This is a genomic window from Paraburkholderia sp. WC7.3g, from assembly GCF_050436345.1.
Classification (GTDB): domain Bacteria; phylum Pseudomonadota; class Gammaproteobacteria; order Burkholderiales; family Burkholderiaceae; genus Paraburkholderia; species Paraburkholderia podalyriae.
Map to the genome: position 1 here is coordinate 185370 of NZ_JBNDMA010000003.1, position 10844 is coordinate 196213.

General features: G+C 59.3%; 10 protein-coding genes and 1 pseudogene. 5 read left to right on the plus strand and 6 right to left on the minus strand.

Annotation, left to right across the window (positions count from 1 at the left end):
• Positions 1 to 99 precede the first annotated feature (99 nt).
• Together OKW43_RS32185 and OKW43_RS32190 are read left to right on the plus strand one after the other, a co-directional pair.
• Complete coding sequence (locus OKW43_RS32185; protein WP_429445436.1) at positions 100 to 1122, plus strand: IS30 family transposase; 1023 nt, start codon at positions 100 to 102, stop codon at positions 1120 to 1122.
• 69 nt (positions 1123 to 1191) lie between these two features.
• Positions 1192 to 1431, plus strand: a complete 240-nt coding sequence (locus OKW43_RS32190; protein ID WP_429452155.1) for a hypothetical protein — start codon at positions 1192 to 1194, stop codon at positions 1429 to 1431.
• Here OKW43_RS32190 and OKW43_RS32195 read toward each other — a convergent pair.
• Positions 1428 to 2354 (minus strand): LysR substrate-binding domain-containing protein, encoded by a 927-nt coding sequence (locus OKW43_RS32195; protein ID WP_429452157.1) that lies wholly within the window; start codon positions 2352 to 2354, stop codon positions 1428 to 1430. The two genes, OKW43_RS32190 and OKW43_RS32195, sit on opposite strands and share 4 nt — an antisense overlap.
• Positions 2355 to 2538: 184 nt before the next feature.
• On the opposite strand from OKW43_RS32195, the gene OKW43_RS32200 reads away from it, so the two are divergent.
• Complete coding sequence (locus OKW43_RS32200) at positions 2539 to 3405, plus strand: transposase (protein ID WP_429452159.1); 867 nt, start codon at positions 2539 to 2541, stop codon at positions 3403 to 3405.
• A 632-nt stretch (positions 3406 to 4037) separates the two neighbouring features.
• Here OKW43_RS32200 and OKW43_RS32205 read toward each other — a convergent pair.
• The 5 genes and pseudogenes from OKW43_RS32205 to OKW43_RS32225 form a co-directional block, all read right to left on the minus strand.
• Positions 4038 to 4451 (minus strand): ParB N-terminal domain-containing protein, encoded by a 414-nt coding sequence (locus OKW43_RS32205; protein WP_429452161.1) that lies wholly within the window; start codon positions 4449 to 4451, stop codon positions 4038 to 4040.
• 505 nt (positions 4452 to 4956) lie between these two features.
• Positions 4957 to 5220 (minus strand): hypothetical protein, encoded by a 264-nt coding sequence (locus tag OKW43_RS32210; protein ID WP_429452163.1) that lies wholly within the window; start codon positions 5218 to 5220, stop codon positions 4957 to 4959.
• Between the two features lie 243 nt (positions 5221 to 5463).
• Positions 5464 to 5718 (minus strand): annotated as a pseudogene (locus OKW43_RS32215) (IS110 family transposase); the annotation flags it as partial.
• A 170-nt stretch (positions 5719 to 5888) separates the two neighbouring features.
• A complete protein-coding gene (locus OKW43_RS32220; RefSeq protein WP_429452165.1) occupies positions 5889 to 7181 on the minus strand; it encodes an NAD(P)/FAD-dependent oxidoreductase in 1293 nt (430 codons plus the stop codon).
• Between the two features lie 168 nt (positions 7182 to 7349).
• A complete protein-coding gene (locus tag OKW43_RS32225) occupies positions 7350 to 8000 on the minus strand; it encodes a TetR/AcrR family transcriptional regulator (RefSeq protein ID WP_429452167.1) in 651 nt (216 codons plus the stop codon).
• Between the two features lie 199 nt (positions 8001 to 8199).
• Between OKW43_RS32225 and OKW43_RS32230 the strand changes: the two genes are divergently transcribed.
• Together OKW43_RS32230 and OKW43_RS32235 are read left to right on the plus strand one after the other, a co-directional pair.
• Positions 8200 to 9636, plus strand: coding sequence for an efflux transporter outer membrane subunit (locus OKW43_RS32230; RefSeq protein WP_429452543.1), 1437 nt, complete (start codon positions 8200 to 8202; stop codon positions 9634 to 9636).
• Between the two features lie 3 nt (positions 9637 to 9639).
• Positions 9640 to 10833, plus strand: coding sequence for an efflux RND transporter periplasmic adaptor subunit (locus OKW43_RS32235; RefSeq protein ID WP_429452169.1), 1194 nt, complete (start codon positions 9640 to 9642; stop codon positions 10831 to 10833).
• The last annotated feature ends 11 nt before the right edge of the window (positions 10834 to 10844 follow it).

The following is a 10844-nucleotide window of genomic DNA, read 5'->3' on the forward strand; positions in this document are numbered from 1 at the left end:
CAACCCGTACACAGTCGACGTACTAGCGTGGGCAGCCAAGTTTCAGGCTGGGCGCGATCAAATTTGAAGTGCAACACCTTGCTCGTGTAAGGTGTGCCAATGCAAAAAAGAAGTTACCAACAACTGCAGCCTGAAGAACGCATGACGATTGCAAGCATGAAGCAGCAGGGTTCGAGCGTTCAGGTCATCGCCCGAACACTCGGGCGCGCGGCGTCAACCGTGAGCCGCGAGCTGACCAGGAACACGTGTTCTGCCGTGGGCTATGCGTCTGCACCAGCGCAGGCGCTCAGCACGAGCCGACGCGAGGCTGCGCGCCCGTGTCCCAAGCTGCACCCTCAAAGCGTGTCGTGGCGCGTGGTACTCACCCTGCTGGAATGGAAGTGGTCGCCCCAGCAGATCTCAGGTACCCTCAAGCGCATGTGGCCCAACGATCCGACCCAGCATGTCTCGCACGAGACCATCTACACCGCCATCTATGCCCAGCCACGCGGCGAGCTGCGCCGCCAGCTTATCGCCTGTCTGCGCCACGGCCACAGCACGCGTATGTCACGCAAGCGGGGCACTGACCGGCGCGGCCAGATCCCCGACATGGTGAGCATCCATGTGCGCCCGCCTGAGGTCGATGACCGGGTGATGCCAGGCCATTGGGAAGGCGACTTTATCAAGGGTGCCGGCAACCAGTCTTCCGTCGGCGTGCTGGTTGAGCGCACCAGTCGCCTGGTGCTGCTGGCGAAGATGGACGACGCCACCGCCGCCTCGGCCCTGGCCGGCTTCACTGCGAAGCTGAATTCGATCGCTGCGCCCCTGCGCCAGAGCTTCACTTACGACCAGGGCAAGGAAATGACCCGCCATCAGGAGCTCAGCGCCGCCACCGGCGTGCGCGTGTACTTCTGCGATCCGCACAGCCCCTGGCAACGCGGCACCTGTGAGAACACCAACGGGCTGCTGCGTCAGTACTTGCCAAAAGGCACCGACCTCTCGATCTACAGCCAGGACGAACTCGATGCCATCGCCGACAGCCTCAACAGCCGACCGCGTGCTACGCATGCATTTCATTCGCCATTCGAGGTGTTCGAACGTATGCTCGCAACCGCTTCCATAACTTCAGCTTCCGTTCATTAACCCGCTGTTGCGCTTCACCTTTGAAACCGCCCTGGCACTGGGCTACCGCTGGTGGTCGACTCCGTCCAAATGAACTCTTTGCAGGTCGAGGACGGTATCGCGGCGAAGATCGTGATCAAGGGCAACCGTGATGTACGGGCAGCATGCACGACGCTGGCGGCCAATCGAAAGTTTCAAATGGAGCGAATCCAGCTCAGGATTGGGCACCCTACGGGTTCGGTGACCCTTTCAAACACTGGCTCGGCTACTTTGAACGTGGACGACCCGGACGGCGTTCTTCTTGAGCAGTTGCGCAGCGCTCTGGCTTAGAGCCTCGTATTGCCTGGAAGCGCGTTACCGCACACATACGCGTTGAACGACTGCGCACTTAAAAAATCGATAAAAGCGCGCAGCTTGGGCACCACGTACTTGCTCGAAGGCCAAAGAACTGTCAACGAACGCGGCTGTTGCTCCTCAGCATCAAGCACCCTTTGCAACTGGCCGCGCTCAAGAGCATCACGAACACAGAAATCTGGCAAACAAGCGATGCCCCTGCCTTGCGTCGCGAGGAAAGCAAGTGTCTCGATGGCGTTACAGCTTATCGTAGAGCGCGCATTTTGCAGAATCAGGTTATTCCAGCCGTCGACGGGCCACGGCTCAATCTTGCCAGTATTAGGAAACTTATAGAGCAGGCATCTATGTCGCAACAGGTCCGTTGGTATATCTGGACTGCCCTCTCGGACAAGATAATCTGGCGACGCTACCAACAATCTTTGAAAAGTGAGGATTTGCCGGCTCACCAATCTGCTGTCGTCAACATCTCCAATTCGGACAACCGCATCAAAAGCCTCATCAATCAGGTCTACCTTGCGATCCGAAAAATCAACTTCCAGCTCAATGTTAGGGAACGCAATCATAAACTGATCTAGAACTGAGTGAAGCAGTGTTCCGACATAGGGCAGGCTAACTCTCAATAGGCCCCGGGGGACGGCTTTGATGTCAGACAGCTCCTCTTCAGCTGCCGCCATTTCCGAAATAATTCGCTGACATCGCTGCAAGAAGAGAACGCCCTCAGCGGTGAGTTTCATATTCCGGGTGTTCCGCTGAAACAGCCGAGTCGCCAACCGCTCTTCAAGGCGCGAAACACTTTTCCCCACAGCTGAGGCAGAAATACCGAGTATCCGCCCGGCGTCAACAAAGCTGCACGTCTCCGCCGATTTGACGAACGCAACGAGTCCCGCAAAATTGTCCATCACGTCTCCGGCATCTACGCATTCAGGACATCAACGTCCGATATGCAAGGAGGGAAAGCCCATTTATCTCACAACTGGTTGCGGGTTTCTCAAGGCTGCTGAATTTGTCTGAAGTCCTTTGTGGGTATGACTTTCGCCGATTTCTGCCGGATCCGCTAGAATTCCCGATCTTTGGCGGTCGATAATGGCGAAAAGCCAGCAATGGCAACGGATTCCAACGGAATTAAGCCTCGAACAGTTCGAGCAATTTGTCTTGCCGCACCTCACGGCAGGAAGCCGGGGACCGGCATCCAAACTGACCGCGCACGCGATCTTCAACTACATCCTGAAACTGCTTTACCTGGGTTGCCAATGGAAGGCGCTGCCGATTGCAATGGATCGGCACGGCAGGCCGGAGATCCACTACACAAGCATCTATCGGGCCTTTCGCCGCTGGCAGGCATGCGAATGTTTTGACGCTGTCTTCCTCGCGTCGGTCGTGCGGCTTAGCCACGACCAGTTGCTGGACACCAGCATCATCCATGGCGACGGTACCACGACGGCGGCGAAAAAAGGCGGCGACAACATTGGCTTCAGCGGCCACAAGCACATGAAGGGTGACAAGGTCGTTGCCTTCTGCGACCGGAACTGCAATGTGATTGCCCCGTTCGTGCCGGCACCAGGCAATCGCAACGAATCGCCACTGCTGCGTGACGCGCTGCCGCAGGTGATACAGATTGCCCGTGAAGCAAACCTGGACCTGCGTGACAGCGTGGTCAGCCTGGACGGCGTCTACGATTGTCGCGCCAACCGCAAGGCGATATTCAACCGCGCGATGGTGCCCAACATTAATCCGAACCCGCGCGGCAGGAAACGCACGAAGCGAGGTCGCAAGCCGCTGTTCGATCAGACCATTTTTAACGAGCGGTTTCGTACGATCGAGCGCGTGTTCGCGTGGGAAGACAAATTCCGCCGCCTGTTACTTCGCTTCGAACGTATCAGTCAGTTGCACTACGCATTCAAGACCATAGCCTACACGATGATCAATCTACGGCACTATTGCGGTAGTTGATCTGGCAGTCGAGGTCCATGCTTTACGTCCGGCGCAGCGCGCCGTGATCCCCTTCGTCCTCACCCTGCCGAAATACATCCATGACAACGCAAAACTGCCTCGTCGCCGACCTCGACGCGCCTGGTCTCGCCCGCTTCTGATTCCGTTGGACCACCGCCAGATCGCCTCAAACGAAACTCGCAACCAGTTGCTTGTCCATGGCCCGTCTCCTGAAGTTCTGCGCCTGGCCCACCCAGGCGCATGCGGCTCGGCACACTTCGGTGCGCAACCCACGATACCCGAGACGGGCCCCTGTGGTGTTCAATCAGCAGCGACCATTATGTCTAGGTTCATGAAGGCCGAAGTAATTTCGTGTAGCGAAGAAACGTTAGCCCCGGTGCCAGCCACCGCGAATGCGTGCAGGAGCGAACCGGACCTGCAGGCCTCGGCGAACTGGATCTGACGATCGCTATATACGATGCGCAATTCGTTCCGCCATTGGAGTTAGTTTTTGTTGGCTTGGGCTGGATGTACGACATGCAACGGCGACCCGAGCGGTGAGTTCGGATCGACTGTTGAGCAAATCGCACATCCAATCGCTGAATAGAGGCTCCGGCTCATTGACAGAGTGTTCCCGGATCATCCGCAGTCCCTCATCTCAGGTCATCGAGATCGACTGAGCAGCTTGGCAGCGTGACCTTTAACCTGTGTCGGGTGGTCTTAAAGCTCATCAGGTCGCCGGAAAGGCCCGCCTGGATGATCTGGTCCGCGACAACAGGCGCGGACTCGGACCAGTAGGTCACATGCAAGTTTGGATCATCGTAGGAAAGCAGTACGGAGGGAACAAACAAGAGGCCCAGCGCCTTGGCGCAAAAATGGCGATGATGACCATCCATGATAACAAAATGGCGGTGCTCGACTAAAACGGGCTGGGTCCACCGTCTGTCTTCGGCGATCATTTTGGCCAGCGTCCGAGCACGCGCGACGTTGATCTCCTCGCTCGGTCGGAGCTGACTCACGGGGAGCTTGACTATTGCGTAATTTGAGATCAGTTTTACTGACGACATAGGGCTTCTCCTCAGTCAGTGACACTTTCGCGGATAGCCCCGCATGTATCGTGCCACAAGGAAAAACCCGTTAGAAATCGATATGATCGCTCTCATACTGTCGGGTCGGAGGAGGCGCGCTTGCGCGCTAGCCTCCGCCCGCCGCTCAGTAAGGTCGGGAACTGGCGCAGACACGTTAGGCTCCGGTGGTCTCTCCACGGCTTTCGCGGTGGACCTCATTCCGACTACCATGGTCACGTTTCCAGCTCCCGCCACGTCAGTAGGGTCGAGAACTGGCGCGCGCACCGGCAGGCGCCGGTGGTGATTCCACCGCTTTCGCGATGGCCCGCAATCCGGCAACCATGGTCACGTTTCCAGCTCCCGCCACGTCGAACGCAGCGGGCCGGTTTCCGGCACTACGCTCTCCTGTTTGCTTCATGTCAAGATTTATGGGACCTATCATGCTGGGCGCGCTTTCGGTGCGGCTGCACGACGAACACGATAGCCGTTGAACAGCTTCAGTTCCTCATACAGCCAACGCCTGGACACTGCGCTCAAGATTGTTCCAACGTCCCCGTTCAACGGTGCGGTCCAATACCGCAAGGGGATGAACTTCCTTTCCGGCAGGGTCGCGCACCCGAAGCAACGCCTCATATCCAATTGAGCGACGATGCGACAGGCTGAATATCGGCTGAAATGCGCTCGAAAGCGTCAGGTTCCCAAGGCGTGCCGACGAATACAGGAAAGGCGCGTTGCCTCCGCCTAACTGCAGCGGGTCTGAAGGTTTCAATTGATTAATCGATGTTACAGCGCCGAAGGTTGAGAAGGGTCACGTCAACAAATCTACCTCGAACCATAGCCCCTTCCCTGGAAAATTTCATCGTTCCGGAGTTGCGTACCACGATACTATTCGCCGGATGCAAAGCATTATTTTCGTCATTCGCTTTCGAATCTTTCTAAGGATTGCTTCGCGTTAGAAAAGCCGGTATCCGTTGCGGATGATCTATCGGTCCCATTAAACTGTAGATGATGGCATACGATAAGGCGCCACAAGGTTGGGCGCCATGAGCTTGACCGTATTGCCGTGCTGCTGGAACACGCGAGCCCGGTGATGTGCGCCGGAGCACGCATCGATGCCGATCGGGCACGCTGGCAACTGCGAGATCAAGCTCACCAGTTGATCGCGCGGCACACGCGGCTTGATCAGCATCGCTTTACTGGTCCCGTCCACACCGTGAACGGCAAATACATTCTTGGCAAGATCGATTCCGATAGTGACAATAGGCATGGACTTCCCCTCTCGCTGGTGTCGGTGAACGTTCGCAACTTCATCTTGGCACATTGATGCCGACTCGCGGCTTCCGCCGCAGCCTCGGGACGGGGAAGTCCCCCTTTCATTCTCTAGTCTCGCCGCTCGCCGCCGCAGATGCCACGAGCAACGCATAGCTGGAAGTGTAGTCAGCTCAGTCTGATTTTGGGCTGTACAAGGCTATTGATCTGTTCGGCGCTCCACATCAGTGCTGCTTTTCCGAAACCATGAAGCGCCTGCTGATGGCGGCGATAAAGCATCGCATGGCTCATCTGCGCGAAGCGTCCGCGTATGAAGCCACCGCGAAAGAAGCCAAAGCTCCCTAACGTACCAAATGCGCCATAGTCGCTGAGCGAAACGAGCGAGCCATAATCCCGGAACTTAAAGTCAGGCAATGGTGCTCTCGCGAGCCACGCCGGCAGATGGCGGGCCAGATGTTCAGCCTGCTGTGTTGCGACCTGTGCGGTAGGCGGTAACGGCCGTTCGTGATCCATCAATGTCAGACTTGCGCAGTCGCCGAGTGCAAAAATATTGTCGTCGCTCGTCGACTGAAGCGTGGCTTTAACCACGATCTGGTTTGAACGGGTGGTTTCCATTCTCGCCAGATTGCTCATGAAATCTGGCGCCTTGACGCCTGCGGCCCAGACCATGAGGTCGGCGCTGACGAGACGCCCGCCGTCGATCTGGAACCCATTGCTTTGCGCTGCCGTGACCCGCGTCGAGGTCTGCACGCGAAAACCAATATGCCTGAGCTGTTCCTCACTGGACGCTGAAATCTTTGGCGGGAAAGAAGCAAGGATGCGCGGTCCGCTTTCAAGCAGCGTCAAGCTCAGCCGGCTGCGCAAGGTAGGGTCACCATAGCCCTCGGCAATCTCAAGTACGCGGCTTAACTCAGCGGAGAGCTCGACACCGGTGGCGCCTGCCCCGACAATTGCGACCCGAACTCGTTCATCCTTCGCGACGGCGCGAAGCATCCGGTTACGCAAGACGACGTTGAAAGCTTCGGCCTGTTTCTGGCTATCAATGAAGTGGCAGTGTTGCCTGACGCCGGGAACGCCGAAATCGTTCGCCTGACTGCCCACCGACAGCACCAGCACGTCGAAGGGGATCGTCCTGGGTTCGAGCACGAGTTCGCCCTCGGGCGTCCTGATCTCGTCGAGCAGCACTTCTTTGCGGGCACGATCCAGTCCACACATCCGGCCTGGCTGCCATGCAAACCGGTGTGCGCTCGCGTGATCGAGATAACTAACCTGCTGCTGCGAAACATCACGCGTGCCTGCCGCGATCGTATGGAGCATCGGTTTCCAGATATGGGTCTGGCTGCTGTCGATCAACGTCACACTCGCTTCGTCCGAATGCGCGTAATGGTTGCCCAGCCTTGTCGCGAGCAGGATCCCGGCGATTCCACCGCCGACAATGACAATACGGATTGGGTGAGACATATCGGTTCCTGGTTGAACGGAGTTCGCCGGCCGACGCGAATGGACGACCGATGTACAGAATCAATGAGCCTTCGAGTGATCCGCGACCCGCGTGGGTTTCGGCGCAAGCCACACCGCCAGCGCCGCGAATCCGCCGCCGAGCGCGCTAGGGACACGTCGAGCGAGACATCATGACGGCTCGCGCTTTCCCGTTTTCCCAAAAGCTCGTAAAAATACGTCCGTGCCGCGGCGTGTCCGCTCCTTGATTTCCCTATCGGTTGCCCGCTTCACAACTCCGAATAGGATGCGCGCGTGCAGATCACCTGCCCACAGGTTCACCAGGTCGTGGGCCGCCAGCTCCGGCGAGTCGACGATCAGTTCATTGCGCGCCGCGGCCTCGCTGATGATACCGGCCAGTACCGCCACAGTCCGCCCCGGCCCTGCATCGTAAAAGCGTGTCCTTAGCGGCAGGTCTTGGCGGCCGGTCGGCAGCGCGTGCGCCATGCCAGCAACATGGACACTGACGATGATCTTCAGGAATGCGGCGCCGATGGCAGACAGCCGTTCCCGTAAGGGTAAATTTTCGGAACTCGCGGGCGGCAGTACCTGGAGCATCCGGTCCGAAACGTCACGCACGACTGCCTCGAATAACGCTTCCTTGTCCGAGAAATGGCTGTAGACCGTCATCTTTGACACCCCCGCCTCTGCGGCGACGGCCTCCATGGTCACGGTGTCGTAGCGCTGCCCGGAGAAGAGCCTCGTTGCCGCTTCCACAATGGACGTGTGCTTGGCGGCATCTTTCGGCCGACCGACGCGGCTCTCTGGCGAACATTTCTGCACGTAATAACTCCTGCTTGCAATTTCTGTACTTTATAGTCTAGCATAACGGTTGCTGTACTAATGGGTATAGAAACACATGCGCACGTCAAAGACTATCAAAAACATTCATCCGAAGTTCAACTGCCGCCCAACGACAGCGCAGGGGCGAGCCGCTCCGCTTGCGTCTCTGTCATTGGCCGCACTTCTGGCGTTCGAAACTATGCTCGCGGGTTGCACGGTCGGACCGAATTATGTCGCTCCGCCTGCGCCCAATGTGTCGAGGTTTACAGAGAAGCCAGTTCCCGCGCGTAGTGTTTCCGCGGACACGACCGCGGGCAGCGCGCAAACGCTCGTCGAGGGGCGCGACATCCAGGGTGACTGGTGGGCGCTGTTCCATTCGTCGCAGATCAACGCGCTGGTCGAGCGCGCGCTCAAGGCCAATCCCACGCTTGCTGCCGCTCAGGCGACGTTGCGCGAGGCGCGCGAGAACACGCGTGCGGAGCAGGGCAGTTTTTTCCCGCAGATCAGCGCAAGCACATCGGCCGAACGCGAGCGCACCATGCTGGTGAGCCCGGTGCCGCAGACATACAGCCTCATAAGCGGATCGCTCAGCGTGTCGTACACGCTCGATGCATTCGGCGGCGTTCGCCGGCAAGTCGAGCAACTGAATGCCCAAGCCGAGTATGAGCGCTACGAGCTGGAGGCGACCGAACTGACGCTGATCGCGAACGTTGTCAATGCGGCCATCAACGAGGCTTCGTTGCAGGCGCAGATTGATACGACCAACGATATCATCCGCGCGTATACTGCCGCGCTCGACGTTACGCGCCACCGCTTCGAGGCCGGCGGCGTAAGCCAGGTGGACGTGCTGCAGCAGCAGTCGCTGCTGGATGCGCAGATCGCCACGCTGCCCGGTTTGCAGAAGCAGCTCGAGCAGCAGCGCAATCAACTCGCGGTGTACCTGGGCGGCCTGCCGACCGACTACACCGGGTCTACGCTGGATCTCGCCAGCCTCGTGCTGCCGGAGGAACTGCCGGTGTCGCTGCCATCGAGTCTGGTTGCGCAGCGACCCGACATCCAGGCGTATGGCGCCTTGCTGCATTCGGCGACGGCGAACGTCGGCATCGCGGTGGCAAACATGTTGCCGCAGATTTCGCTGACCGGCAGTTATGGACGCGAGGGCAGCAACTACTCAAACCTTTTCAATCCCGCAGGCATTGTATGGAGCCTCGCGGCTAGCCTCACCCAGCCGGTCTTCGAGGGCGGCACACTCAAGGCGAAGAAGCGCGCCGCCGATGCTGCGGTCGATGTCGCCGCCGCGCAGTACAGCAGCACGGTCAACTCGGCGTTTCAGGACGTGGCCAATGCGCTCGTCGCCATTCATCGGGATGCCGAAACGCTTGCTGCGAACCTCGAGACGCAGAAAACGGCTGCTGCGAGCCTCAGGGTCGCTCAGGCGCAATACCGCGCGGGCGGCGGGACTTACCTCAATGTGCTGAGCGCCGAGCAATCCGATGAGAGCGCGCGCCTCAACCTGATTTCCTCTCAAGCCACTCGCTACACCGATACCGTCGCGCTCTTCCAGGCGCTGGGCGGTGGCTGGTGGCATCGAAGCGATGTCGATCCCAAAGTTGCGCAATGTTGCGGAGCATTTTAAATCATGACCCCTGTTACCCCGCTTGCGGATACCGCCAACACCCCGCCTGAATGGCAGCGGCCGCCTAGAACCGTGCTTCGCCTGTTTCTGATGCTTCTGGTGGTGGGACTGCTTGCCGCCGCGCTGATTGGTTTCCACCTGTTCAAGGGGCACATCCTGAAGCAGGTCACGGCCGGTATCCAGTCGCAACAGGCGACCGTGTCGACCACATCCGCTGTCTTGCAGCCGTGGCAGCCGACGCTCACGGGCGTCGGATCGCTGCGGGCGTCGACGGGTGCGGATCTTTCGCTGGAAACGAGCGGCGTGGTCGATGAAATCGACTTCGAGTCCGGCCGCGACGTGAAGCAAGGGACCGTGCTGCTCCGCCTGCGTCCGAACGACGATCCCGCCAAGCTCGCGCAATTGCAGGCCACTGCCAGTCTGGACGAGATCACCTACAAGCGCGACCTGCAGCAACTTGCGGCGCAGGGCGTGGCGCAGTCGACCGTGGATACAGATGTCGGCAACCTGAAGGCGGCGCGCGCGCAAGTCGCGGCGCAACAGGCGCTGATGACCGAGAAGGTCGTCCGCGCGCCGTTTTCGGGACGTCTGGGCGTGCGTCAGGTCGATGTGGGTCAATACCTGGCGGCCGGCACGACGGTTGTCACGTTGCAGGCACTCGACCCGATGTTGCTCGACTTCTATCTGCCGCAGCAGGTGCGTGGGCAGATCAGCGTCGGACAGACCGCATCGGTGAGCGTTGATGCGTATCCCGGCAAGACGTTCACCGGCACGGTGACGTCGATGAATTCGAAGGTCGACACCTCGAGCCGCATGCTGCAGATACGCGCGTCGTTTGCGAACCCCGACGGCGCGCTGCTGCCCGGCATGTTCGCCACCGCCAGCGTGGCGAGCGGCGCGGAGCAATCGCTCGTGACGATTCCGCAGACGGCGGTGACGTACAACCCATATGGCAGCCTCGTCTACGTGGTCCACGAGGGCAAGGACGCGCAGAGCAGGCCGCAGGCAAGTGTCCGCCAGCAGTTCGTGACGACTGGCGGGACGCGCGGCGATCAGGTCAGCATCCTGAAGGGACTGAAGGCCGGCGACGTGGTGGTGACGGCGGGGCAACTCAAGCTGCACAACGACGCATTGGTCCAGATCGATAACAGCGTGAAGCTGCCCAACGACGCCGCGCCCGTCCCGCAAGATCACTGAACAGGACGGCT

Excerpts from the sequence above, each read along its gene's own strand:
- OKW43_RS32185 (WP_429445436.1), top strand. The coding sequence starts at position 100 with ATGCAAAAAAGAAGTTACCAACAACTGCAGCCTGAAGAACGCATGACG.
- OKW43_RS32190 (WP_429452155.1), top strand. The coding sequence starts at position 1,192 with ATGAACTCTTTGCAGGTCGAGGACGGTATCGCGGCGAAGATCGTGATC.
- OKW43_RS32195 (WP_429452157.1), bottom strand. The coding sequence starts at position 2,354 with ATGGACAATTTTGCGGGACTCGTTGCGTTCGTCAAATCGGCGGAGACG.
- OKW43_RS32200 (WP_429452159.1), top strand. The coding sequence starts at position 2,539 with ATGGCGAAAAGCCAGCAATGGCAACGGATTCCAACGGAATTAAGCCTC.
- OKW43_RS32205 (WP_429452161.1), bottom strand. The coding sequence starts at position 4,451 with ATGTCGTCAGTAAAACTGATCTCAAATTACGCAATAGTCAAGCTCCCC.
- OKW43_RS32220 (WP_429452165.1), bottom strand. The coding sequence starts at position 7,181 with ATGTCTCACCCAATCCGTATTGTCATTGTCGGCGGTGGAATCGCCGGG.
- OKW43_RS32230 (WP_429452543.1), top strand. The coding sequence starts at position 8,200 with ATGCTCGCGGGTTGCACGGTCGGACCGAATTATGTCGCTCCGCCTGCG.
- OKW43_RS32235 (WP_429452169.1), top strand. The coding sequence starts at position 9,640 with ATGACCCCTGTTACCCCGCTTGCGGATACCGCCAACACCCCGCCTGAA.